This is a genomic window from Aliidongia sp. (genome assembly GCF_035943795.1).
In the GTDB taxonomy this organism is placed as follows: Bacteria; Pseudomonadota; Alphaproteobacteria; order ATCC43930; family CGMCC-115725; genus Aliidongia.
Map to the genome: position 1 here is coordinate 1 of NZ_DASZBY010000124.1, position 23,981 is coordinate 23,981.

General features: G+C 65.9%; 19 protein-coding genes and 1 pseudogene. 5 read left to right on the top strand and 15 right to left on the bottom strand.

Annotated features, from left to right (window positions below):
* Positions 1-241 (bottom strand): annotated as a pseudogene (locus VGV37_RS24600) (hypothetical protein); the annotation flags it as partial.
* 361 nt (positions 242-602) lie between these two features.
* Positions 603-1,817, bottom strand: coding sequence for an acyl-CoA dehydrogenase (locus VGV37_RS24605; protein WP_326882434.1), 1,215 nt, complete (start codon positions 1,815-1,817; stop codon positions 603-605).
* Between the two features lie 256 nt (positions 1,818-2,073).
* Here VGV37_RS24605 and VGV37_RS24610 point away from each other — a divergent pair, with 256 nt between their 5' ends.
* A complete protein-coding gene (locus VGV37_RS24610; protein ID WP_326882435.1) occupies positions 2,074-2,484 on the top strand; it encodes a hypothetical protein in 411 nt (136 codons plus the stop codon).
* Positions 2,485-2,517: 33 nt separating this feature from the next.
* Here the strand turns inward: VGV37_RS24610 and VGV37_RS24615 are convergent, their stop codons facing one another.
* The 9 genes from VGV37_RS24615 to VGV37_RS24655 form a co-directional block, all read right to left on the bottom strand.
* Positions 2,518-3,183 carry a hypothetical protein gene (locus VGV37_RS24615; RefSeq protein ID WP_326882436.1) on the bottom strand — a complete coding sequence of 222 codons (666 nt, stop codon included), beginning with the start codon at positions 3,181-3,183 and terminating at the stop codon, positions 2,518-2,520.
* A gap of 108 nt (positions 3,184-3,291) precedes the next feature.
* On the bottom strand, positions 3,292-4,302 hold the full coding sequence (locus tag VGV37_RS24620; protein WP_326882437.1) for an oligopeptide/dipeptide ABC transporter ATP-binding protein: 1,011 nt from the start codon (positions 4,300-4,302) through the stop codon (positions 3,292-3,294).
* Between the two features lie 8 nt (positions 4,303-4,310).
* Positions 4,311-5,324 (bottom strand): ABC transporter ATP-binding protein, encoded by a 1,014-nt coding sequence (locus tag VGV37_RS24625; protein WP_326882438.1) that lies wholly within the window; start codon positions 5,322-5,324, stop codon positions 4,311-4,313.
* Positions 5,324-6,217 carry an ABC transporter permease subunit gene (locus VGV37_RS24630; protein ID WP_326882439.1) on the bottom strand — a complete coding sequence of 298 codons (894 nt, stop codon included), beginning with the start codon at positions 6,215-6,217 and terminating at the stop codon, positions 5,324-5,326. The genes VGV37_RS24625 and VGV37_RS24630 overlap by 1 nt, the downstream gene beginning before the upstream one ends.
* A gap of 12 nt (positions 6,218-6,229) precedes the next feature.
* Positions 6,230-7,156 (bottom strand): oligopeptide ABC transporter permease OppB, encoded by a 927-nt coding sequence (gene oppB / locus VGV37_RS24635; RefSeq protein ID WP_326882440.1) that lies wholly within the window; start codon positions 7,154-7,156, stop codon positions 6,230-6,232.
* Positions 7,157-7,220: 64 nt separating this feature from the next.
* The gene (locus VGV37_RS24640; protein ID WP_326882441.1) at positions 7,221-8,831 is read right to left on the bottom strand and encodes a peptide ABC transporter substrate-binding protein; all 1,611 of its coding nucleotides are present in this window, start codon (positions 8,829-8,831) and stop codon (positions 7,221-7,223) included.
* A gap of 251 nt (positions 8,832-9,082) precedes the next feature.
* Positions 9,083-12,565, bottom strand: a complete 3,483-nt coding sequence (locus VGV37_RS24645; RefSeq protein WP_326882442.1) for an indolepyruvate ferredoxin oxidoreductase family protein — start codon at positions 12,563-12,565, stop codon at positions 9,083-9,085.
* Positions 12,566-12,753: 188 nt separating this feature from the next.
* A complete protein-coding gene (locus VGV37_RS24650) occupies positions 12,754-13,251 on the bottom strand; it encodes a lipocalin-like domain-containing protein (protein ID WP_326882443.1) in 498 nt (165 codons plus the stop codon).
* Positions 13,248-14,507: an MFS transporter gene (locus VGV37_RS24655; protein WP_326882444.1), complete on the bottom strand. Its 1,260-nt coding sequence runs from the start codon at positions 14,505-14,507 to the stop codon at positions 13,248-13,250. The genes VGV37_RS24650 and VGV37_RS24655 overlap by 4 nt, the downstream gene beginning before the upstream one ends.
* Before the next feature lie 100 nt (positions 14,508-14,607).
* Between VGV37_RS24655 and VGV37_RS24660 the strand changes: the two genes are divergently transcribed.
* Positions 14,608-15,528, top strand: a complete 921-nt coding sequence (locus VGV37_RS24660; RefSeq protein ID WP_326882445.1) for a LysR substrate-binding domain-containing protein — start codon at positions 14,608-14,610, stop codon at positions 15,526-15,528.
* Positions 15,529-15,596: 68 nt separating this feature from the next.
* Here VGV37_RS24660 and VGV37_RS24665 read toward each other — a convergent pair whose 3' ends face one another.
* The gene (locus VGV37_RS24665) at positions 15,597-17,372 is read right to left on the bottom strand and encodes a long-chain fatty acid--CoA ligase (protein WP_326882446.1); all 1,776 of its coding nucleotides are present in this window, start codon (positions 17,370-17,372) and stop codon (positions 15,597-15,599) included.
* A gap of 210 nt (positions 17,373-17,582) precedes the next feature.
* Here VGV37_RS24665 and VGV37_RS24670 point away from each other — a divergent pair, with 210 nt between their 5' ends.
* Complete coding sequence (locus tag VGV37_RS24670) at positions 17,583-19,397, top strand: M3 family oligoendopeptidase (RefSeq protein WP_326882447.1); 1,815 nt, start codon at positions 17,583-17,585, stop codon at positions 19,395-19,397.
* Positions 19,398-19,415: 18 nt separating this feature from the next.
* Positions 19,416-20,756: an AarF/ABC1/UbiB kinase family protein gene (locus VGV37_RS24675; protein WP_326882448.1), complete on the top strand. Its 1,341-nt coding sequence runs from the start codon at positions 19,416-19,418 to the stop codon at positions 20,754-20,756.
* A gap of 6 nt (positions 20,757-20,762) precedes the next feature.
* Here the strand turns inward: VGV37_RS24675 and VGV37_RS24680 are convergent, their stop codons facing one another.
* From VGV37_RS24680 to VGV37_RS24690, 3 genes are read right to left on the bottom strand one after another with little or no spacing between them, the layout of a single operon-like run.
* Entirely contained in the window at positions 20,763-21,875 is a 1,113-nt protein-coding gene (locus tag VGV37_RS24680) for a hypothetical protein (protein ID WP_326882449.1), read from the bottom strand.
* 43 nt (positions 21,876-21,918) lie between these two features.
* Positions 21,919-22,536, bottom strand: coding sequence for a DUF4865 family protein (locus VGV37_RS24685; RefSeq protein WP_326882450.1), 618 nt, complete (start codon positions 22,534-22,536; stop codon positions 21,919-21,921).
* 10 nt (positions 22,537-22,546) lie between these two features.
* A complete protein-coding gene (locus tag VGV37_RS24690; RefSeq protein WP_326882451.1) occupies positions 22,547-22,957 on the bottom strand; it encodes a (R)-mandelonitrile lyase in 411 nt (136 codons plus the stop codon).
* Positions 22,958-23,056: 99 nt separating this feature from the next.
* On the opposite strand from VGV37_RS24690, the gene VGV37_RS24695 reads away from it, so the two are divergent.
* Positions 23,057-23,980 (top strand): LysR family transcriptional regulator, encoded by a 924-nt coding sequence (locus VGV37_RS24695; protein ID WP_326882452.1) that lies wholly within the window; start codon positions 23,057-23,059, stop codon positions 23,978-23,980.
* The last annotated feature ends 1 nt before the right edge of the window (position 23,981 follow it).

Below are 23,981 nucleotides of genomic sequence, written 5' to 3' on the forward strand. Positions count from 1 at the left end.
GCACGTTCATCTTGCGGACCATGCCGCCGTAGAACAGCGCCAGGCCCGGGATCGTCATCATCAGCACGAGGGCGGTCGAGGTCAGCATCCAGGCCGTATCGCCCGAATCGAGCTTCGGTGCCGCCGCACCCGCCGCCGCCGCCACCGCGGGGGCCGCATCCTGCGCCAGCGCCGGTGCCGCGAGCGCCATGGCCATCAAGCCAAGCGCGATCCAATGACCGCTCCATTTCCGGATCTTCATCTCGTTCTCCCAGTTTCCTGCTCAGTCGGTCGATACGGCAGTCCCTGTCAAAGGCTGCTTCCGATGGCGAGAAATGGGGGCTCGAAGACCCAGCCGCTCTGCCACGAAACGGTCATGTTGCGTCGCAACAATCAAGATCCGTGCCAGACCTGGTAATGCATTGGAATCCGCGCTCGACCTTACGCGCGGCGCGAAGACGGGTTCCTTGTCGTTTAACGACGATGTTTGCTGATGCAGGATTTATGAGCGATTGCCGCGGGCGCGCCGCGCAATTGCTCAAAAATTCCGCTGGACGAAATTTTTCATCACCTGGCATCGCCGTGTTCCGGAAAACACGCCGATGCACAAGGGCGAACGTCGCTTACGAAAAGGCGGCGATGCCGGTCTGGGCCCGGCCGAGGATCAGCGCGTGCACGTCGTGCGTGCCCTCGTAGGTGTTGACCGCCTCCAGGTTCAACACATGGCGGATCACGCCATACTCATCCGAGACACCATTGCCGCCATGCATGTCGCGGGCGACGCGGGCGATGTCCAGCGCCTTGCCGCAATTGTTTCGCTTCAGCAACGAGATCATTTCCGGCGCCGCGCGGCCTTCGTCCTTCAACCGGCCCAGCCGCAGGCAGGCATGGAGGCCAAGCGTGATCTCGGTCTGCATGTCGACCAGCTTTTTCTGAATCAGTTGGTTGGCGGCGAGCGGCCGGCCGAACTGCTTGCGGTCCATCGTGTAGCTGCGGGCAGCATGCCAGCAGGCTTCGGCGGCACCGAGCGCGCCCCAGGCGATACCGTAGCGCGCATTGTTGAGGCAGGAGAACGGTCCCTTGAGGCCCGACACGTTCGGCAGCAGGTTCTCGTCCGGCACGAACACCTCGTCCATGACGATCTCGCCCGTGACCGAGGCGCGCAGCGAGAACTTGCCCTCGATCTTCGGTGCCGACAGGCCCTTCATGCCCTTTTCCAGCACGAAGCCGCGGATGACGCCGTCGTCGGTCTTGGCCCACACGACGAAGACTGTGGCCACCGGCGAATTGGTGATCCACATCTTGGCGCCGGACACCGAATAGCCGCCGTCGACCTTGCGCGCGCGGGTCACCATGCTGCCCGGGTCCGAACCATGGTCGGGCTCGGTCAGGCCGAAGCAGCCGATCCATTCGCCCGTCGCCAACTTGGGCAGGTATTTCTGTCGCTGCGCCTCGGTGCCGAAGGCGTGGATCGGGTACATGACGAGCGAGGACTGCACGCTCGCCATCGACCGGAAGCCGCTGTCGACCCGCTCGATCTCGCGCGCGATGATGCCGTAGCTGACGTAGTTGGTGCCGGCGCAGCCATAGCCGTCGATGGTCGAGCCCAGGAAGCCCATCTCGCCCATCTCGGTGAAGATGGCAGGATCGAAGCTTTCATCGCGGAACATCTTCTGCACACGCGGCTGCAGCCGGTCCCGACAGAAGCTGCGGGCCGCATCCTCGATCAGCCGCTCGTCCTCGGTCAGGCTCTCGCCCAGCAGCAACGGGTCGGCCCAGTCGAAAGCAGGTTGGCTCGACTTCTTGGCCTCGGTTCCCAGGACGGGGGCGGTGGACATGGCGTACTCCCTCAGGCGGATATTGTTCGTATACAAATAATCCTCGCCGGACAAGACAAGCGCACCCGCCTCCGACGCCGGTGTTTGGAGAATGCCTCAAGCCCGGAAGGCGCGCCAGCCGATCTCGGCACCATAGCCCCTGCACCGGCGCCATCGCGCCATGAACTTATTGCGCGAGAGTCCGGCTGGTCGCATATTTCAAGGCAGGCCCTGATCTGCACGTGCATCGGCAGGACCGGCGGAGATCATTCGAGAAATGCCGGAGCCCTACAAGAAACGGCTGTCCGCGACTTTCGAGGTCCAGGTCCGGATCGACGCGGAATGGCAGGTCACCCATGCCGTCGAAGATCGCGAGGGCGCGGTGCTGGAAGCCATCGCCCTGATCGGCCAGTATCGCGACGAGGTGCCGATCCGCGTCGTGGGCGAATTGCACGACGCACTGACCAACAGCATCCATCCGCGGGTGATATGGGCCCACAAACCGCCGCCGAAGCCGCGGCCGGCCATCCTGTACGAAGAGCGCCGCGAAGCCCGCATCAAGGCGCGCGACGGGTCGAGCGGCCGGCGCCAGACCACGATCGGCCTGGCCGCCGTGGTGCTGATCGGCTTCGCGCTGCTGGTCTATTACGTCGGGACCCACATCGACATGTACAACGTCCGCCACTAGACGGCCGGCAATCCTGAGGAAGCGGTGCCGCGATCAGGCCCGAGCGGTCTTCCGCGGTCCGGTACGCGCCAAGCACAGCAGCATCGCCATGCCGCCCAGTACCATCGCCCACGCAGATGGTTCCGGCACCGAGGTCGCCTGGTCGTCGACGACCTTCAGGGCGTAGTTCGCCACCGAAAACTGCTCGAGGTTGGATCCGCCGACGATGACCGTGAATTTTGCGCTCTGGGCTGCACCGCTGAGGTTGGCGTCGTCCAGCAAGGCGGCAGGAGAGCCCAGCAGGGCGGGATCCTTGAACAGTCCGGACAGGGTCTTGCCGCTCAAACTGTTCTGCGCCACCGTCTGGTAAGTGGTGACGGCAGTACCGGTATTTTCCGAGACGAGGGCCGCGGCGCTGAAGTTGCCGGCGACGACGAATGTCGTGCCGTCGATGATCAGGGTCATGGAGGAAGACGGGCTTGCCCCCTTCACCCGTTCGCACGGCTGGGTGGTCGAGCACGACACGGCAGGACCGGTTTCAGCGGTATCGATGGTGAAGCCGCCGGAGAACTGCATGCCGGACAGGTTGGTGCCGTGGGCGGCGAAGATGCCCAAGCTGTCGACGCTGCCCGATGCGAGCGTGCCGGAATAGGTTCCGGTGATGATGTCCGCCTTGGCGGCGGAGGCCAGCAAACCAAGCGCGGCGATCACTATCGCCACCGAGCGTCCCAGCATCATAGACCCCATCACCGTAAGGTCGGCCCCATCGATTACACGTTGAACGTTAGCCCAATACCACCTCATACTGCAAGGCGGTCTCGGTCACGGTCACTCCATCAGCAACTCGATCGCCTCGCGCCAGCGATGGCACGACACGGTGTGGCTGTCGGTCACCGGCTCCAGCGCCGGCATGATCGTGTGGCATTTCTCGATCACGATCGGGCAGCGCGTGCGGAACACGCAGCCTGACGGCGGGTCGATCGGCGACGGCAGGTCGCCGGTCAGCGAGACGCGCTTCTTCGCGCGCTCCTTGTCCGGATCCGCGATCGGCACCGCCGACAGCAGTGCCTGGGTATAGGGATGGCGTGGGTTGCGATAGATCTCGTCGCGGTCGGCCAGCTCGGCGATCTTGCCCAGGTACAGCACCATGACCCGGGCGCTGATCCGGCGTACGACCGACAGATTGTGCGAGATGAAGATCAGCGCCAGGTTCTCCTCGGCTTGCAGCTTGCGCAACAGGTTGACGATCTGCGCCTGGATCGAGACGTCGAGGGCGGAGACCGGCTCGTCGCACACCAGCAGCTTCGGCCGGAGGATCAGCGCCCGGGCGATGCCGATGCGCTGGCACTGGCCGCCGGAAAATTCGTGCGGATAGCGGTTGATCAGATGCGACGGCAGGCCGACCCGTTCCATCGCCTCGACGACGCGACCCCGTTTCGCCTGCTCGGCCATGCCCGGCTCGAACGTGTCGAGCGGTTCGGCCACGATGGCGCCGACCGTCATGCGCGGATCGAGCGCCGCCAACGGATCCTGGAAGATGATCTGCATGTCGCGGCGCAAGGCCCGCTGATCGGCCTTGGAGGCGTCTTCGAGCGCACGGCCCAGCCAGACCACCTTGCCGGCGGTCGAGGGGATCAGCTTCAGCACGGCGCGGCCGAGGGTCGACTTGCCGCAGCCGGATTCGCCGACGATGCCCAGCGTCTCGCCGGGATAGAGGTCGAAACTGACGCCGTCGACCGCCTTCACCACGCGCTTTTCGGCAAACAGGTCGCTCTTGACCGGGAAATGGACCTTGAGGTCGCGGACGCTCAGCAGCGGGGCGGAATGGGGCAGGGACATGGTCTCTCTCACGCGACCAGCCGGTCGAGCGTGCAGGCTTTGGCACGGCCGGGCGCAATCTCGCGCAGCGGCGGCACCGAGATCCGGCATTGGTCGGAGGCGAAGCCGCAGCGCGGCGCGAAGGCGCAGCCTGGCGGCATACGGGCGAGGTTCGGCGGCTGGCCGGCGATGGTCGGCAGGTCGCCCGACAGGTCGTCGTCGAGCCGCGGCATCGACAACAGCAGGGCGCGCGTATAGGGATGCTGCGGGTCGTAGAAGATGTCGCGTACCGGACCCTGCTCGACGATCCGGCCGCCATACATGACCATGACCCGGTCGCACAATCCTGCGACCACGCCCAGGTCGTGGGTGACCAGGATGATCGCGGTGCCGGTGACGGCCTGCTGCTCGGCCAGCAGGTCCAGGATCTCGGCCTGGATCGTGACGTCGAGCGCGGTGGTCGGCTCATCGGCGATCAGCAGGTCCGGCCGGCACAGCATGCCCATGGCGATCATGACGCGCTGGCGCATGCCGCCCGACAGCTCATGCGGATACATGTCGAGCCGCTTGCCCGGTTCCGGGATATGCACCTGCTCCAGCACCTCGCGCGCCTGCTCGCGTGCGAGCGCCGGGTTCATGCTCTGGTGGAACGTCAGCACCTCGGTCAACTGGCGGCCGACCGTCAGGTACGGGTTCAGCGCCGTCATCGGATCCTGGAAGATCATCGCCATCTGCGTGCCGCGGATCTTGTTCAGTTCTTCCCGGCGCAGGCCCAGGATCTCGCGCCCATCGAACTGGACGCTGCCGGTCGACGTCCCGTTGTGGGGCAGCAGCCCCATGATCGACATCAGCACCTGGCTCTTGCCCGAGCCGGACTCGCCGACGATGCCGATCGTCTCGCCCTTGTCCACGGTGAAGCTGACGCCGTTCACGGCGGAGACGGAGCCGTCGGGCGTGGCAAAGCGGGTTTCCAACTGGTCGACCACCAGGAGCGGGCCCTGGTGACCGGTCTTCCAGGCCGGCAGGTCTTGGCTTGCGGTCATCAGCGGTCCTTGGGGTCGAGGGCGTCGCGTAGGCCGTCGCCGAGGAAATTGAGGGCGAACAGGGTGACGGCGAGGAAGGTTGCGGGAAACAGCAGCGACCAGGGTGCCGTCTCCATTTCGCGGGCACCGTCGCTGATCAGCACGCCCCAGCTCGTCATCGGCTCCTGCACGCCCAGGCCCAGGAACGACAGGAAGCTTTCGAGCAGGATGACCTGCGGCACGGTCAGGGTGACGAACACCATCACCGGACCCAGGATGTTCGGGATGATGTGCCGGCGCACGATCGCGGTGCTGGACGCGCCGAAGGCATGTGCCGCCTCGATGAATTCCCGGTGCTTCAATGCCATGGTCTGGCCGCGCACGATGCGGGCCATGTCGAGCCACTGCACCGCACCGATCGCGACAAAGATCAGCAGGATGTTCCGGCCGAAGAACACGGTCAGCAGGATGACGAAGAACATGAAGGGCAGGGAATAGAGGATGTCGACGATGCGCATCATCACGTTGTCGACCGTGCCGCCCAGGTAGCCCGCGACCGCGCCGTAGATGACGCCGATCACCAGGCTGACGATCGAGGCCAGGATGCCGACCATCAGCGAGACGCGCGCGCCGTACAGCGTGCGGGCGAACAGGTCGCGCCCGTTCGAATCCGTGCCGAAGTAATAGCCGCTGGCCCAGTCGGGCGGCGTGCCGATGTTCTCCCACGAGATGTCGTCCATGGCGTGGGCGGAGATATAGGGCGCGAGGATGGCGAGGGCTGCGATGATGGTCAGCACGATCAGGCCACCCATGGCGGCGCGATTGCGCACCAGCCGGCGGCGGGCGCTCTTCCACAGGCTGGTGCCTTCGGCCGGCATGGTGACGCTCGCGGCGTCGAACGGGGTGACGGACATGGACGGCCCCTCCTAGCGATGTGCCAGCTTGGGATCGAGGACGCCGTACAGCACGTCCACGAGCAGGTTGAAGAGAATGATCAGCACGCCGTAGAAGATCACCACGCCCATCACCAGCGTATAGTCGCGATTGAGCGCGCCCTGGATGAAGTAGCGGCCGATGCCCGGGATCGAGAAGATCTGCTCGATCACGACGGAGCCGGTGATGATGCCGGCGCAGGCGGGACCCAGATACGAGACGACCGGCAGGAAGGCGGCGCGTGCCGCGTGGCGCGTCACGGTCAGCCATTCCGACAGGCCTTTGGCCCGGGCGGTGCGGATGAAGTTGGAGCGCAGCACCTCGATCATGCTGCCGCGCGTCAGGCGCGAGACATAGGCGATCTGCGGCAAGGCCAGCGCCACCACCGGCAGGATCTTGTACTTGAGCTCGTGCCCGTTGCCCCAGCCACCGACCGGCAGCACGCGCAGATACACGCCCAGCACCAGGGTCAGGAGCGGGGCCATGACGAAATTCGGGATGGTGATGCCGGTCATGGCCGCGGTCATGATCGTATAGTCGGCCGTGCGGTTCTGCTTGAGCGCTGCGAGCGCGCCCAGGCCGCCGCCGATGATCACGGCCAGGAACACGGCGGTCAGGCCCAACTCCATCGAGACCGGGAAGCCCGCCCAGATCAGTTCGGTGACGCTATAGTCCTTGTACGAGAAGGACGGGCCGAAATTGCCTTCGAGCACGCTCTTCAGATAGAGCCAATATTGCCCGATCAGCGGCTGGTCCAGGTGATAGACGCGGTTCAGGTTCTCCTGGATCTCGGCCGGCACGGCGCGCTCGCTGTCGAACGGGCCGCCGGGTGCCAGGCGAATCATGAAGAACGCGATCGTGATGATCACGAACAGCGTCGGCACCGCCCCCAAAAGACGTTTGGCGACAAATGAAAACATGTCGATTTCGTATCCGGTTCAGGAGGATCGGGCCGATGTCCAAGACACCGGCCCCCGTCACGCCTCAGTGCTTCGCGATAGACACGTTCTTCGAATAGAAATAGCCAAGCGTATTCAAGTCGAAGCCTTTGACGTACGGCTTGATCATGCGTTTGTTCACATAGTCGTAGATTGGCATCATCGGCAGATCGTGCACGACCAGCTTCTCGGCATCCTGCAACATCTGGATCCGCTTTTCCGGATCGACCGTCAAGGCGGCGGTCTTCACAAGCTTGTCATATTCCGGGTTGTTGTAACCCATGTCGTTCAGGCCGGCATCGGACTGCAGCAGTTCGGCGAAGGTGTTGGGATCGGCATAGTCGGCGATCCAGCCGGCGCGGAACAGCTGCGTCACCTTCTTTTCCTTGCGGGTCTCCAGGAACACTTTGAATTCCTGATTGACCAGGGTGACGTTCACGCCCAGCGCCTGCTTCATCATGGCCGCGATGGCGATCATGATCTTCTTATGGTTTTCGCTGGTATTGTACATGATCTCGAGGTTGAGCGGCTTGTCGGGACCGTAGCCCGCTTCCTTGTACAGCTCCTTGGCCTTGGCGATGCGCGCCGGCATCGGCATGTCCTTCCAGTCGACATATTGCGGCTGGTAGCCGGCGATGCCGGGCGGCACCCAGCTATAGGCGGGCTGCTCGCCGGTCTTGGTGATCTTGGCCACGATCGCCTCGCGGTCGATCACCATGCTCAGCGCCTCGCGCAGCTTCAGATTGCCCTTGAACGGCGGCTGCTCGAGATTGAAGCCCATGTAATAGGAGCCCAGATAGGGGACGATCGTGAGCTCGCCCGGCAGCTCCTTGCGGATGAAGTCGACCTGGTCGGACGGCACCTCGTTGGTCACGTCCAGCTCGCCGGCGCGGTAGCGCTTCAGCTCCTCGTTCTGGTTCTCGATCGGATAATAGTCGACTTCGCTCAGCTTGACGCTGGCGGCATCCCAATAGTTCGGGTTCTTGACCGCGACGATGCGCGACTGCGGCGTCCATTCCTTCAGCATGAAGGCGCCGTTGGTCACCAGATTGCCCGCGCGCGTGAACTGGTTGCCGTATTTCTCGATCGAGGCCCGGTTGACCGGCAGGAAGCGCGCGTGGCTGATCAGCCGCACGAAATAGCCGGTCGGCGACTTCAGAGTCACCTCGAAGGTCTGCGGATCGGGCGCGCGCACGCCCAGCGACTTCACGTCCTTGTTGACGGCGGTCGCGATGTCCTCGGCATTCTTGATCGGATAGTAGAGGAACGAATATTTCGAGCCGGTCGCCGGATCGACCGCGCGCCGCCAGCTATAGACGAAATCCTCGGCCGTCAGCGGCGTGCCGTCGGACCATTTGAGCCCGGCGCGCAGCTTGAAGCTGTAGGTCAGGCCGTCGGGGCTCACGGTCCAGCTCTCGGCCTGGGCCGGCGTCACCTTGCCGTCCTTGTCGATGATCACGAGGCCTTCGTAGAGGTCGCGCTCGAGATGGCTGTCCTGGGTGTTCTCGGAGATCTGCGGATCGAGCGTCTGCGGCTCGGAACCGTTGCCGAGGCGGAGCACCTGGTTCTCGGCCAGCTCCTGGGCCCAGGCTAGGGGGGCAGTCGTGGACAGCAGGGCGACCGCCATGCCAAAGCCGAAGGCGCGCGTGCGAAGCATGATTATCCTCTCAAGGGCCGCATTTGCGGTCGTTCTTTGCCGTGAAGATTCCCTGTCACGGTTTCTAGTGCAACGAATTTCGCGCGTTCAGGGGAAATCCGCCGAACGCGCGTTAGTTTGGTGCGTATCTGATGCGTTGTTTAGCGCAATCTGTCGTTTCGGCGCAGCCGGGAACCGACGCTGCGGCGAAACGACCCTCTACCGTCCTACCGGAAGTAACGCCGCAAACCTGTTCGCACAGGGATTCGCTGCTATTCCGCCGCGACCGAAATCGCCGCGGGGCTGCGGAACGCGGCGAGCAGCGCCGCCTCGGTCTTCTTGGCCTCGGCCAGGTTCGTTTCCTTGACGTGGCCGAAGCCGCGGATGCGGTGTGGAATGCGCGCCAACTCGACCGCCGTCTCGTAATTGTCCTGGCTGAGACGGCTCAGGATTTCTTCGAGGACGGCAACGTACTCGCCGATCAGCCGGCGCTCGGTCCGCCGCTCCTCGGTGCGGCCGAACAGGTCCCAGGCGGTGCCGCGCAGACCCTTGAAATGGGCGAGCAGGCCGAATGCCTTCAGCATCCAGGGACCATAGACCCGCTTCTTCAGGTGCCCGGTGGTCGGATCCCGGTCGGCCAGCATCGGCGGTGCCAGGTGGAATTGCAGTTTGTAGTCGCCGTCGAACCGGTCGCTGAGCTTCTGCAGGAATTCGCCGTCGCTATAGAGCCGGGCGACCTCGTATTCGTCCTTGTAGGCCATCAGCTTGTGCAGGTTGCGCGCGACCGCCTCGACGAGGCCGCTGCGGCCGGGCGTGCGCTCGATCTCGGCCTGGCGCATGCGCCCGACCAGCGACAGGTATCGTTCGGCATAGGCGGCATTCTGATAGGCGACCAGTTCCCGGGCGCGCCGGTCGATGATCTCGTCCAGGCTCTCGCTCAGTCGGCGGCTGCCGGTGGCGGCCCGCTTCGGTGTCGCGACCGCCTCGACCGCGGCCAGGTCGACCGCCGCCCGGCGGCCCCACAGGAACGACTTCTTGTTGAACTCGACCGCGACGGCATTCAGTTCGATCGCCTTGTCGATCGCCTCGGCGCTGACCGGGATGGTGCCCTTCTGCCAGGCGTAGCCCAGCACGAACAGGTTGGCGGCGATCGAGTCGCCGAGCAGGGCCACCGCCAGCCGGGCGGCGTCGAGGAACTCGACGGCATCGGCGCCGACGCCGTCGATCAGGGCCTGACGGGTCTGGTCGGTCGGGAATTTCAGGTCCGGGTTCTGGGTGAAGCTGCCGACGATCGTCTCGGCCCGGCTGACGAAGGCGCGCGTGGTGCCCTTCTGGACCTTGGACAGGCTGTCGATCGAGGCCGCCACCAGGAAGTCGCAGCCCAGCAGCAGGTCGGCGCCGCCGGCGGCGATGCGCACCGCGGCGATATCCTCCGGTGTCCGGGCGATGCGGATATGGCTATAGACGGCGCCGCCCTTCTGGGCGAGGCCGGTCATGTCGAGCACAGACACGCCGCGGCCTTCGAGATGGGCCGCCATGCCCAGCAGCGCGCCGACCGTGACCACGCCGGTGCCGCCGACGCCGGTCACCAGAATGCCGTAGGGATCGTCGAGTGACGGCAGGGCCGGCACCGGCAGCGGGCCGAATCCGTCTGCATCGACGGCCGACGCCTTGTTCTTGCGCAGGCCGCCGCCCAGAACGGTCACGAAACTGGGGCAGAAGCCGTTGACGCAGGAGAAGTCCTTGTTGCAAGACGACTGGTCGATCTCGCGCTTGGTGCCCAGTTCCGTTTCGACCGGCACGACCGACAGGCAGTTCGAGGTCTTGGAGCAGTCGCCGCAGCCTTCGCACACCGCGTCGTTGATGAACACGCGCTTCTGCGGGTCGACCATCTTGCCGCGCTTGCGCCGGCGGCGCTTCTCGGCGGCGCAGGTCTGGTCGTAGATCAGCACGGTCACGCCCGGCATTTCGCGCAGTTCGCGCTGCACCTCGTCCAGTTTTTCGCGGTGATAGACGTTGGTGTGCGCGGGCAGGCCGACGTTGGTCTCGTACCGGCCGAGATCGTCGGTGACGACGACCAGATGCTTTGCACCCTCGGCCACCACCTGGCGCGCGATCATCGGCACGGTCAGGTCGCCGCCGTCGTGGGTCTGGCCGCCGGTCATGGCGACCGCATCGTTGAACAGGATCTTGTAGGTGATGTTGACCTTGGCCGCGACTGCGGCGCGGATCGCCAGGATACCCGAGTGATTGTAGGTACCGTCGCCCAGGTTGGCGAAGATATGCTGCGTCTCGGTGAACGGGGCCTGACCGATCCAGGGCGTGCCCTCGCCGCCCATCTGGGTGAAGGTCGAGGTCGTGCGCTCCGGCATCCAGATCGCCATGTAGTGGCAGCCGATGCCGGCGACGGCGCGGCTGCCTTCCGGCACCCGGGTCGAGCTGTTGTGCGGGCAGCCGGAGCAGAAGAAGGGCGTGCGCGCCAGGCCGGGCACGAGCCGGTCGTGCTGGTCTTCCTTGGCGACGAGGAACTTCAGCCGGTCCTGGATCCGTTCGCTCGGGTGAAACCGCGCGATCCGCTTGGCGATGACCTTGGCGATCATCGCCGGCGACAGTTCGGCGATCGATGGCAGGATCCAGTCCTGTGCCTCGTCGAACTTGCCTAGCACGCGGGGCCGCACGCCGTCGGGCATATTATACAGCTGTTCCTTGAGCTGCCCCTCGATGACCCCGCGCTTTTCCTCGACGACCAGGATTTCTTCCAGGCCTTCGGCGAAGCGGCGAATGCCGACCGGCTCGAGCGGCCAGCTCATGCCGACCTTGTAGACCGTGATGCCGATCTCGGCGGCTTGAGTGTCGTCGATGCCCAGATCTTCCAGGGCCTGGCGCACGTCGAGGTAGGATTTGCCGGTAGTCACGATGCCGAAGCGCCGCTTCGGGCTGTCGATGACCGTATGGTCGAGGCGATTGGCCCGGGCGAACGCCAGTGCCGCCGGGATCTTGAACCGGGCCAGGCGGTATTCCTGGTCCATCGGCAGGTCGGGCCAGCGGATGTTCAGTCCGCCGTGCGGCATGTCGAAATCGTCGGGCAGCACGATGCGCACCCGCTCGGGCGCCACATGGACCGAGGCCGAGCTGTCGACCGTCTCGCCGATCGTCTTCATGCCGATCCAGGCGCCGGAGAAGCGCGACATGGCCCAGCCATAGAGCCCGTAGTCGAGGATCTCCTGTACGCCCGAAGGGTTCAGCACCGGGATCTGAGCATCGATGAAGGCATATTCGGATTGGTGGGGCAGGGTCGATGACTTGCACGCATGGTCGTCGCCGGCCAGCAGCAGCACGCCACCGTGGGGCGCGGTGCCGGCGGCATTGCCATGCTTGAACACGTCGCCCGACCGGTCGACACCGGGTCCCTTGCCGTACCACATGGCGAAGACGCCGTCGTACTTGGCGCCCTCGAACATGTTGACCTGCTGGCTGCCCCAGACGGCGGTCGCGGCCAGATCCTCGTTGATGCCGGGCTGGAAGAACACATGGTCGCGCTTCAGGTGTTCGCGCGCCGACCAGAGCGTCTGGTCGAGCCCACCCAGCGGCGAGCCGCGATAGCCCGAAATGAAGCAGCCGGTTTCGAGTCCGGCGGCGAGGTCGCGCTGACGCTGCATCATCGGCAGGCGGGCGAGGGCTTGGACGCCGTTCAAGTAGATGCGCCCGCGTTCGAGCGTATACTTGTCGTCGAGTGTGACCGCCGCCAAAGCCATCGCCTGAATCCCCTCGCGCCGGTCCGTACATCGCGGTGCCAGCATGCGAAAAAGTTAATCCAAGCGACCCCTGTGCTCAACGAACTTGCTTGCATCGCCAAAGAACGCAACGAACCGCCGGTCTCTGTTGCCGACACGCGTATAAGCGACGAAGAACGTGCCAAACACGGTAATTTTATTACAATCGATCAGGGCAGTCTTTGCCATTCGACCTCGCCGGTCGCCGCCCGGTCCGTCGTCGGGCTGGGCACGACATAGGTCAGCCGGTCGCCGACGAGCGTGAAATTGCGAAGCTGGACCGTGCCGTCCCAGTTGGGAAACGAGGCATGGTCGATCTCGAAGCGGATGGTGTGCGCCGGGTCGATCGTGTAATGGCCGAAATGGGCATTGCTGCCCTCGACCGCCGCCTTGAGTTCGGCGGGCGTGCCCTGGCTCTTGTCGTTTGCGGCGAACCGGGTTCGCGCGGCCCGCAGCAACTGCAGCGAATAGCGTCCGCCGGCATCGAAGATCAGCAGGCCTTCGGGATGCGGGCCGTAGAGCGCGACATGGGTTCCATCCGGCAGGACATTATCGACCCGGACGACGGACCAGGTGCCGACCAGGAACGGCGGCGCATCGGCGCGGGCGGTCGGGATCGACAGACACAGGCCGAGCGCGACGGCCTTCAGGATGTTGAACGGGGTCATGAGGCGGGAAGCTCCTGGGCGAGGGTGGGGGAGGGGGTCGACGGCGTCAGCAACCGGCCGATCCGCCCGCGGCGTCCGGCGACGAGCAGGATCGGCACGATCGCCAGCACGATGCAGGCCTGCGCCAGATAGAGCTGGCGGTAGAGGTGATGACCGGCGCTGAGCGCGACGATGGCGTAGATGATCAGGCCGGCCAGGCCGTTCAGCATGTTGAAGGTCGCGTTGACGCGGCCCTGGAAGGCGGGGTCCGTCGCCTGCTGGGCCAGGCTCAGTGCCAGCACCGAGGTCTGGAAGCTGATGCCGAGCCCGACGTAGGTCACGAAGGCGGCCGCCAGGCTCTGGCAGTTCGCGAAGGCGATCAGACTCGTGGCCATGGCAGTGAAGCCCAGCAGCAGGATCCGCCGCTGGCCGAACCGTTTGGCAAGGCGCGCGATGAGCAGCCCGCTCGCGATCGCACCGGCGGCATAGCCCGCGTCGATCTTGCCGAAGGCTTCGGCGCCCAGGTTCAACTCCTCGCGCACGAACGGCGCCAGCATGCCGTTGATGCTGAAGATCACCGTCAGGTTCGCCAGGATCAGGCCATAGAAGAACGCGATTTCCGGACGCTGGGCGATATGGCCGAGGCCGGCGCGCAGGTCGCGCAGATGCCGGCGCGGGCCGCGTTCCAGCCCATCGCGCGGCGGATCCTGCGAGGCGAGCCGGCGCGAGACGAGAAAGCCGAGCAGGGCGGCCGCCAGATAGGTCGTGCTGGCGAGCGTCACGGTCGCGACCGGACCGATGGCGGCCAGGACGATGCCGGAGGCGGCGGCACCCAGGATCTGCCCGGACTGGCCACCGACCGAGGTCAGGGCATTGAGCCGCAGCATCTGGTCGGACGGCACCGCCCGGATCAGCGCCGCGCGCCACGACAACACCTGGATCTCGTTGCCGAGCGCGATCAGGAAACTGACGGCATAGCCGATCCCCTCGGTCGCATGCCCCGTGCCGTAGAGCGCGCCATAGGCGATCAGCACCAGCCAGCGCAGCAGCTCGGCCCGGTAGGCGAGCCGGGCCGGCCAGCCCCGGTCGACCGCCAGGCCGATGATCGGCGACAGCAGCAGGCTCGGCAGGATGGTCATCACCAGGGTGATCGCAGCACTCGACGGCCGGCCGGTGATGTCGATGATCAGCCAGGTATTGATCAGGAAGAAGAAGCCGGTGCCGATCTTGGCGGTCGCGATCGTGGCGGCATAGAGCCGGACGGTCAGGGGATTCATGGCGCAGGGTCCCGGATGAGGTCGACCCTCCGGAAAATAGGCATCGCAACATGTAAGAAAATACGATAGTTCTTATCGTTCAAATTCGATAAACTGAACGATGTATCGCATCAACCTTGATATCGACATCCTGCGCACCCTGGTGATGGCCCAGCAGCTGGGCGGCTTCAACCGGGCCGCCGGCCGGATCGGCCGGTCGCAGTCGGCGGTCAGCCAGCAGATCCGCAAGCTGGAGGAACAGGTCGGCGAGCCTTTGTTCCGCAAGCAGGGGCGCGGGCTGGTGCCGACCGAGGCCGGCGACATCGTGCTGGCCTATGCCCATCGCATCCTCGACCTCAACGACGAGGCGGTGGGTGCGCTACGCGGCCGGGCGATCGAAGGCGTGGTGCGCTTCGGCCTGCCCGCCGATTTCGCCGAGACCTGGCTGCCGACCGCGCTCGGCCGTTTCAAGCGGGCCCATCCGGCAGTCCGGGTCGAGGCGGTCGTCGACGGGAACCGGCGGCTGCTCGAACGGTTGGACCGGGGCGAGTTGGATCTGGTCCTGGCCATGGCCAATGGCGCGCGCGCCGATGCCGAGCGGTTGGCGACGCTGCCGATGGTGTGGCTCGGTCCCGCGTCGGATGATTGGCGCCCGGTCGAGGGGGAGCCGATCCCGCTGGCACTTTACGAGGCGCCCTGTTTCTTCCGACAGGCGGCTCTGGCGGCGCTCGATCAGGCCGGTCTGCCCTGGCGTGTCGCCTTCACCAGCACCAGCCTTCACGGCCTCTGGGCCGCGGTCGAGGCGGGCCTGGGCGTGACGCTGCGCACCGCCGCGGGCCTGCCGGCGGGCATCGCGGCCATCGATGGCCTGCCGCCGGCCCCGACGCTCGATCTCTGTCTGCACGACGGCGGGCGGGCGTTGACCCCGGCGCATGCGAGACTGCGGGAAATCGTGATCGGGACATTGGCGGCGAACTTATCATCACAGGCCGTCATTCCCGCGCAGGCGAGAATCCAGCTCGTTACGGCAGCGCGGAAATAGAGACTCTTGTCGCCGCCGGACGCGGCTCTTGCTGGATTGCGGCCTGCGCGGGAATGAGGGCAAGAATCTCAGCTCGCTTTGTCGTACAGGCTTTCCAGCAGCGCGCCATGGATCGATCTGATGGCGTGGCGCTTGATCTTGAGCGTCGGGGTCATCTGGCCGTTGGCGACCGAGAAGGCTTCCTCGACCACCGCGAAGCGGCGGATGCGTTCGGGGGCGTTCAGCATCTTGTTCACCTTGGCGACCCGGACCTGGATCTCCTGCTGGAGCCGGGCCTGGCGCGCCGCCGGGTCGGTTTCGCTGCGCGTATCGCGCAGCAGCGCGTCGTCGGGCACGATCAGCGCCACCAGATAGGGGCGCTTGTCGCCATAGACCATGACCTGGCCGACGCCCTCTTCCAGCGACAGGTAGCCCTCGATGCGCTGGGGCGAGATCATCTCCCCGCCGGAGTTCTTGATGAAGTCGCGCTTGCGGTCGGTGATCTTCAGATAGCCGTCGGCATCGAATTCGCCGACGTCGCCGGTATGCAGCCAGCCGTCCTTCAGCGCCCGGTCGGTCGCCTCCGGATCCTGCCAATAGCCCTTCATCACGTTGGCGCCCTTGACCAGGATCTCGCCATCCTCGGCGATCTTGACCTCGACCCCCAGCAAGGGCGGTCCGACCGAGTCGACTTTGATGCGCCTGGGCGGATTAGCCGAAATCACCGGTCCGGCCTCGGTCTGCCCATAGCCCTGCATCAGGTTGATACCGAGCGCCAGGAAGAACAGGCCCACCTCCTGGTTAAGCGGTGCCCCTCCGGAGACGAAGGCCTTGAGACGTCCGCCGAAGCGCTGGCGCACCTTGCGCCGCACCAACCGATCGACGACCAGATCCAGCGCTCGATCCTTGAGCGTCAGGCTCGAAGGGTTCTTGTAACGCTTGATGCCCAGGTCGCAGGCCAGGCGGAACAGCTTCGTCTTCATGCCGCCGCTGCGTTCGGCCGCTTGTGCGATGCGCTTGTGCAGCATCTCGAACAGGCGTGGCACCGCGGTCATGATGGTCGGGCGCACCTCCGGCATCTCGGTCGCGAGCGTCTCGGGCCCGCCGGCATAATAGATCTCGGCGCCGATCATGATCGGGAACCACAGGCCGGCGGAATGCTCATAGGCGTGGGTCAGCGGCAGGAACGACAGGAATACCTCGTCGCCCAGCCCGAAATCGTCGTCGAGCAGCTTGCGGGCGCCCTTGCCGTTGTGCATGACGTTGCGATGGGTCTGCATGACCGCCTTGGGCACGCCGCCGGTGCCCGAAGTGTAGATCAGGCAGGCGGTATCGTCGGGGCCCAGCACGCCCGCCACCTCGTCGACCCGGTCGGGCGCGTTCGTGCCCATCGCCATGACATCGTCCCACAGATAGACGTCGGCGTTGGCCTGGCCCTTCAGCGGTTCGAGCGAGATGATGGTTTTCAGATAGGACAGCTGATCGGCCGCCGGCAGCACGCGCTGGGCCAGCGCGTTCGACGACAGGATCAGCGCCTTGGCGCCGCTGTTCGCGAAGACGTGGCGATAATCTTCGGTCGTGAAGGTGGTGTAGGCGGGCACGGTGACGGCCCCCGCCGCCATGATCGCCAGATCCGCGATCGCCCATTCCGGCCGGTTCTCGGCGACGAGGGCGACCCGGTCGCCGGCGCGGATGCCCAGGGCGGTGAGCCCCGACGCCAGCCGCCGCACCCGCCGCTCGACTTCCGCCCAGCTGAGCGCGACCCAATCCTTGTCCTTGCGGACCCACAGGAACGGGCGATCCCCCTTCCGCGCCGCCCAATGCAGGAACATCGCGGGCAGGTTCGGCCAATCGCTTTCAATCATCGGAAGCTCGTTTCCTCGACCTTGTGCGCGGACTCCGTTCCGCTTGTCGGCTCGGCCCTCGCGACAAGGGCCGACCTTGGTCTTGCGGTTCTTCTATAACCTTGCGGCCGCCGGCTTCCAACCCCTGCGGCGGCATGGCCGGCGGGAAAGCGGTTGGCGGACGTCCGGGTTGCACCATATATCCGGGCAGTCTCGTTGCCAGGAGTTGTCATGCCCCGTTCGTCGACCCGTTCCGCCGCCGACACCGCCACCGTTACCGCCGCGCTGGGTGTCCTGCCGAACTGGAACCTGGCCGATCTCTACGACGGCATCGACTCCCCGGCCGTGGCAACCGACCTGAAGCGGGTCGATGCGGAGGCCGAGGGTTTTGCGAAGAACTATGAAGGCACGGTCGCGGGCCTGTCCGGCCCCGCGCTCGCGGCCGCGATCGTCGCCTACGAGCGGATGCAGGATACGTTGGGCCGGCTGATGAGCTTCGGCGGTCTTGCCTTTGCCGGCGCCATGGACGATTCCAAGGTCGCGCAATTCTACCAGACTCTGCAGGAGCGGGTGAACGCGGCGTCGGTCCGCTTGCTGTTCTTCACGCTCGAGCTCAATCGCATCGACGATGCCGATCTCGACGCGAAGCTCAGGACGCCGGCGCTGGCGCATTACGCCGCGTGGCTGCGCGATGTGCGCGCGTTCCGGCCGCATCAGCTGTCTGACGAGATCGAGAAGCTGCTGCACGAGAAATACGTCGCCGGCCGCGCCGCCTGGGGCCGGCTGTTCGACGAGACCGTGACCGACCTGCGCTTCCCGGTCGGCGGCAAGGACCTGACCATCGCCGAGGCGATGCACCTGATGTTCGATCCGGACCGCGCCAGGCGCCAGGAGGGGTCGGAAAGCGTTGCGACCGTGCTGGGCGGCGCCGCGCGCACGTTCGCACTCATCACCAACACGCTGGCCAAGGACAAGGAGATCGAGGATCGCTGGCGCAATTTCGCCCGGCCGATCTCGGCCCGCAACCTGTCGAACTTCGTCGAGGACGAGGTCGTCGATGCGCTCGTCCATGCGGTCAAGGAAAGCTACCCCAGCCTTTCGCACCGCTATTACCGGATGAAGGCGCGCTGGCTCGGCCTCGACAAGCTGGAATATTGGGATCGCAACGCGCCGCTGCCGGGCGCACCCCAGCGGAACATCCCCTGGACCGAGGCGCGCCAGATCGTGCTCGATTCCTACCGCGCCTTCTCGCCCAAGCTGGCGGTGATCGGCGAGCGCTTCTTCACCGAACGCTGGATCGATGCCGCACCGCGTCCGGGCAAGGATTCCGGCGCCTTCTCGCATCCGACCGTGCCCTCGGCCCATCCCTATATCCTGATGAACTACATGGGCAACGCGCGCGACGTGATGACGCTCGCCCACGAGTTGGGCCATGGCGTGCACCAGGTGCTGGCCGCGCGCCAGGGTGCACTGATGGCCGACACGCCGCTGACCCTGGCCGAGACCGCGTCGGTGTTCGGCGAGATGCTGACCTTCCGCAAGCTGCTGGCGTCGGAACGCGACCCGGCGACGCGCAAGGCGCTGCTCGCCCGCAAGGTCGAGGACATGCTCAACACGGCGATCCGCCAGATCGCCTTCTGCGAGTTCGAGCGGCGGGTCCATGACGAGCGGCGCGCCGGCGAACTGCTGCCGGAGCGGCTGAACGCGATCTGGCTCGAAATCCAGGTCGAGAGCCTCGGGCCCGCGTTCGACTGGCAGCCGGGCTACGGCACCTATTGGAGCTCGATCCCGCATTTCATCCATACGCCGTTCTACGTCTATGCCTATGCCTTCGGCGATTGCCTGGTGAATTCGCTCTATGCCGCGTACCAGGCAGCGCCCGAGGGCTTTGCCGAGAAATACCTGGACATGCTCTCGGCCGGCGGCACGCTCCGGCACCACGAACTGTTGAAGCCGTTCGGCCTCGACGCGCGCGAGCCGGCATTCTGGGACAAGGGCCTGGGCGTGCTGCGCGGCTTCATCGACGAGCTGGAAGCGTTGGGCTGAGCGGGCGGGGTTCGGGACATGTCGGATCGGAACTCGTTGGGTGGCCGGGTCAAGCGCTATGCCCAGGTCTCGACGGCGGTCGGCGGCCTCGCGGCGCGGCTCGCCGGTGAACGCTACCTGGGCATCGACCTGGATCGCAGCCGCCACGCGGCCGAACTGACCCAGGCTTTGGGCGGGCTGAAGGGCCCGCTGATGAAGGTGGCGCAGATCCTGTCGACCATTCCGGACGCGCTGCCCAAGGAATATGCCCAGGAACTGTCGCAGCTGCAGGCCAATGCACCGGCCATGGGCTGGCCTTTCGTCAAGCGGCGCATGGCGAGCGAACTCGGACCCGACTGGCAGGCGAAGTTCGGCTCGTTCGAGAAGGAGGCGGCGCGCGCCGCCTCGCTGGGACAGGTCCATCGCGCCACGGGCAAGGATGGGCAACGGCTTGCTTGCAAGCTGCAATATCCGGATATGTCCTCGGCAGTCGAGGCGGACCTGAAGCAGCTGCGGCTGATCTTCTCGCTCTACGGCCGCTACGACGGCGCGATCGAGACCGGCGAGATCCATGCCGAGCTGGCCGCCCGCTTGCGCGAGGAGCTGGACTATGTGCGCGAGGCGAAGCACCTGGCGCTCTATCGCCGGATGCTGGCCAGTGAGACCGGAGTCCACGTGCCCGACGTCGTGCCGGACCTGTCGACCGACCGGCTCCTGACCATGAGCTGGCTCGAGGGCGAGCCGGTCATGAGCGTCGCCGACGCGCCGCAGGATGTGCGCAACGCCGTCGCCATGAACATGTTCCGCGCCTGGTACCGGCCGTTCTACGGCTATGGCGTGATCCATGGCGATCCCCATCTGGGCAATTACGCGGTGCGGCCGGACCAGACGGTCAACCTGCTGGATTTCGGTTGCATCAGGGTATTTCCGGCCCGGTTCGTCGGCGGGGTCATCGATCTCTATTGGGCGCTGTCGCGTGACGACGAGGCGCTGGCGATCCATGCCTACGAGACCTGGGGCTTCAAGAACCTGAACCGCGAGGTCATCGATACGCTCAACCTGTGGGCCCGGTTCCTCTATGCGCCGCTGCTGGAGAACCGCGCGCGCCGCATCCAGGAGGCTGCGACCGGCGAGTTCGGGCGCGAGGTCGCCGAGAAGGTCCATGGCGAGCTGAAGCGCCTGGGCGGCGTCACGCCGCCGCGCGAGTTCGTGTTCATGGACCGGGCCGCGATCGGCCTCGGCGCCGTGTTCATGCGCCTCAAAGCCGACCTCAACTGGTACGAGCTGTTCCACGACCTGATCCGCGATTTCGACGTGGCAGCGCTGGAGCAGCGGCAGGGCGCGCTGCTGGACGAGGTCGGGTTGCCCCGGCCGGCCTGACGCCCGCTATTTCTTGGGCTTGGTAGCGGTCAGGCCGCGGATCCGGGCTTTGGAGAAGTCGCCGGCATCGGTGCCGTAGGACGGGGCGCGGGCGACCACGCTGCGGTACGCTTCGAGCGCGTCGGCCGTCTTGCCCTGGCGTTCCAGGTAATAGCCCTTCAGCGCGTCGACATTCTGCCGGCGCTCCTCGGTGATATAGCCGCTCTGGGTCCAGTCCAGGGTGGCGAGATGGTCGTCGAAAGAGATGACCTGGCTCAGCCGGGCCAGGAAGTCGGGATCGGTCAGGCCATCCTCGTAGATCGCCAGGACGTCGCCCCGGGTCGGCGACTCCGGCAGGTCTCGTCCGCTCTTGCGGATCCGATTGGTATAGTCGATCGCGCCGGCGCGGATTTCGTCGGCGTGTTCGTTGAACAGCGCAACCATGACGATGCGGTCGGAATAGGCGGGATCGACGGTGCTGGTGAGGGCGGCATCCAGGTCGGGGCGCGCCGAGGCCAGCGGCTTGCCCTGCCACAGGATCCAGAAGCCGCGATAGAGGTGGGCATACATGTTCTGCGGGTCGGCCTGCAGCGCCGCGTCGAGTTGGCCCGCGATATCGAGGCCGGAGACGCCATCGCGGCTTCTGAGGAAATGCGACCAGGCGACATGCGCTTCGAGATCGGCCAGTGCCGTGCCCTGGGCGCCGGTCTCGTTCTGGATGACGACCCGCTCCAGCGGTTCGACCACGTCGCCGAACGATTGCGGGCCGACCTTCGAATTGAGCGTCACGTGCTCGACCCAGCGCAGCGCGATGGTCAGCTGCTGGCGTTTCGCCGGCTCGTTCCCCGGCGCGATCTGCAGCGCGCTGCCGTTCGATTTCCAGGCCTGCGCATAATCGCCCGTCGACAGCTGCCGGTCGGCGACGGCGATGGCCTTGCCGACTTCGGCTTGGTGGCCGAAATAGCCCGACACGCCGGTATAGGCTGTGACGACGGCCGTGGCGAACCCGATGACGGCGGTCAGTGCGCTGATGACCTTGGTCAGCGAACTGAATTGCTCCCAGCGATGGAGCGCGAGGCTCTTGATCTGTCCAAGCGTACTGATGGTGCACCGCCGCAGGTAATCGGAACCTGATACCAACTGTGCACTGTGGCGGCGCCTGCCATCAACGCCAATCGCCCCTTCAAGTCGCCGGTTCGGTCGATGCCTTCAAACTGCCGAGGTCCGGCGTCGACAGGTGCAGCGCGCGATAATGTTCGATCGGCACGCCGGATTCCTCACGCTTTGCCTGCTGGTCCTCACCGGTCCACAGCGCGAAGCGGGCGAGCTGCCAGCGTTCGATATCGAGCGCCACGGCATGGAGGGCCGGGCCGTCCGATCGTTCGGTCAGCTCCGCCTGCCGGTCGGCCTCGGCCCGGCGGAGGGCTGCGAGGTCGGTGGCCGGTGCGACCGGCATGAGTTGGCGGGACGCGGCCACGATGGTGCGGCCGTCGAAATCCGGCCGGATCGAAACATCCAGCCCGGCCCAGGAACGCACGGAAACCCAGCCGAACGATTCGGTCAGGCCCTTGAAGCCGGGGCCGGCCACGAACGGCCAGATGCTTTGGATCTGTGGCCACAGGTAGAACGGCGCGTATTCGTTGCGGTCCGCGCCGGCGACGCCGCGCTCGCGGATCAGGTAGGCCTTGACGCCCAGGCCGGGGAAGTCGTCGAGCAGATGGCCTTTCTCGGCGACCCGGCGGCGGATGATCGCCATGTCGTAGTCGGCCGGCAGGGGAATGGTGTACTGCATCGCGAACATCAGGCTTCTCCTAGTTTCGTGCCGGCGCCTGTCGATAGTCCGCATCGCTGACATGGGTCAGCCAGGCGGCGGTGTTGCCCTCGTCGTCTGCCTCCTGCAGCGCCAGATGGACCATGGCGTGGCCGGGAGCGGCGCCATGCCAGTGCACCTCGCCAGGGGCGATCCAGACGGAATCACCGGGCCGGATCTCGATCGGCGCTTCGCCCTGCCGCTGGACCCGCCCGATGCCGCTCAGGACATGCAGCATCTGCCCGACCGGATGGGTATGCCACGCGGTCCGGGCACCGGGTTCGAACGTCACCCGGTAGGCATGCAGGCGCGAGGGAGCCTCGGCTTGGCCTATCGGTTCCATCCAGACCGTCCCGGTGAACCACTCCGCCGGGCCACGCCGGATCGTGTGGGCATCCGCTTCAAGTTTCATGACCATTTGCCGATCTCCTTCGCTCCATCATGTGGCGTTGACAGGGCGTATCGGAAGGCCGATGAAATCAGCACACTGTTGCATGAAACGAACCAATCCATGGAAGAGGATCGATTCGGCACCGTCGCCGCCTTCGTCGCGGTGGCGCGCCGGCTGAATTTCGCGGCGGCGGCCCGTGCGCTCGGCGTCAATGGCGCCACCATCAGCCGGCGCGTCCGGCGGCTGGAGGAGCAATTGGGCGCGCGGCTGCTGACACGGACGACCCGGCGCGTAGCGCTGACCGAGGCTGGCATCGCCTATTTCGAGCGGTGCGAGAACGTGCTGGCCGTGCTGGAAGAGGCCGATCTGACCGTGGCCATGCTGAACGACGCTCGGCCGCGCGGGCTGTTGCGCATCAACCTGCCGATCGCGTTCGGACGGATGCATGTGGCGCCGCTGCTGCCGGCCTTCCTCGACCGCTATCCTGATCTGCGGCTCGACGTCAGCCTGAGCGACGCCATGGTCGATCTCGTGCACCAGCAGGTCGACGTGGCGCTGCGCATTGCCGATCTGGCGGATTCGAGCTTGATCGCCCGGCGGCTGGCCTCGAACCGGCGTCTGCTGTGCGCGTCACCGGCCTATCTGGTCCGGCGCGGGGTGCCCGCGACACCAGCCGAGCTGGAACGGCACGACTGCCTGCATTACACGCCGCACAGCCCGGTCGATGCCTGGCATCTCACCGGGCCGGAAGGATCGGTGACCGTTCCTGTCTCGGGCGTGTTGCGTGCCGACAGCGGCGAAACGCTCTACCTCGCCGCCTTGGCCGGGCACGGCATCATCATGACGCCGATGTTCCTGGCCCATGAGGCGCTCGCGCGCGGCGATCTGGTGCCGATCCTGGAAGGCTGGGCGTCGGCGCCCAGCGCCATCTACGCGATCCAGCCGACGCGCCGGCTGATCCCGCCCAAGGCTCGGGTGTTCGTCGATTTCCTGGCCGAGCAATTCGCCGGCACGCCGTCCTGGGAGCGCTGGCGCCAGGTTTGAG

Coding starts and splice junctions, on each gene's coding strand:
- VGV37_RS24605 (WP_326882434.1), bottom strand. CDS start 1,817: ATGTCCACCGCCCCCGTCCTGGGAACCGAGGCCAAGAAGTCGAGCCAA.
- VGV37_RS24610 (WP_326882435.1), top strand. CDS start 2,074: ATGCCGGAGCCCTACAAGAAACGGCTGTCCGCGACTTTCGAGGTCCAG.
- VGV37_RS24620 (WP_326882437.1), bottom strand. CDS start 4,302: ATGTCCCTGCCCCATTCCGCCCCGCTGCTGAGCGTCCGCGACCTCAAG.
- VGV37_RS24625 (WP_326882438.1), bottom strand. CDS start 5,324: ATGACCGCAAGCCAAGACCTGCCGGCCTGGAAGACCGGTCACCAGGGC.
- VGV37_RS24630 (WP_326882439.1), bottom strand. CDS start 6,217: ATGTCCGTCACCCCGTTCGACGCCGCGAGCGTCACCATGCCGGCCGAA.
- oppB (WP_326882440.1), bottom strand. CDS start 7,156: ATGTTTTCATTTGTCGCCAAACGTCTTTTGGGGGCGGTGCCGACGCTG.
- VGV37_RS24640 (WP_326882441.1), bottom strand. CDS start 8,831: ATGCTTCGCACGCGCGCCTTCGGCTTTGGCATGGCGGTCGCCCTGCTG.
- VGV37_RS24645 (WP_326882442.1), bottom strand. CDS start 12,565: ATGGCTTTGGCGGCGGTCACACTCGACGACAAGTATACGCTCGAACGC.
- VGV37_RS24650 (WP_326882443.1), bottom strand. CDS start 13,251: ATGACCCCGTTCAACATCCTGAAGGCCGTCGCGCTCGGCCTGTGTCTG.
- VGV37_RS24655 (WP_326882444.1), bottom strand. CDS start 14,507: ATGAATCCCCTGACCGTCCGGCTCTATGCCGCCACGATCGCGACCGCC.
- VGV37_RS24660 (WP_326882445.1), top strand. CDS start 14,608: ATGTATCGCATCAACCTTGATATCGACATCCTGCGCACCCTGGTGATG.
- VGV37_RS24665 (WP_326882446.1), bottom strand. CDS start 17,372: ATGATTGAAAGCGATTGGCCGAACCTGCCCGCGATGTTCCTGCATTGG.
- VGV37_RS24670 (WP_326882447.1), top strand. CDS start 17,583: ATGCCCCGTTCGTCGACCCGTTCCGCCGCCGACACCGCCACCGTTACC.
- VGV37_RS24675 (WP_326882448.1), top strand. CDS start 19,416: ATGTCGGATCGGAACTCGTTGGGTGGCCGGGTCAAGCGCTATGCCCAG.
- VGV37_RS24685 (WP_326882450.1), bottom strand. CDS start 22,536: ATGTTCGCGATGCAGTACACCATTCCCCTGCCGGCCGACTACGACATG.
- VGV37_RS24690 (WP_326882451.1), bottom strand. CDS start 22,957: ATGAAACTTGAAGCGGATGCCCACACGATCCGGCGTGGCCCGGCGGAG.
- VGV37_RS24695 (WP_326882452.1), top strand. CDS start 23,057: ATGGAAGAGGATCGATTCGGCACCGTCGCCGCCTTCGTCGCGGTGGCG.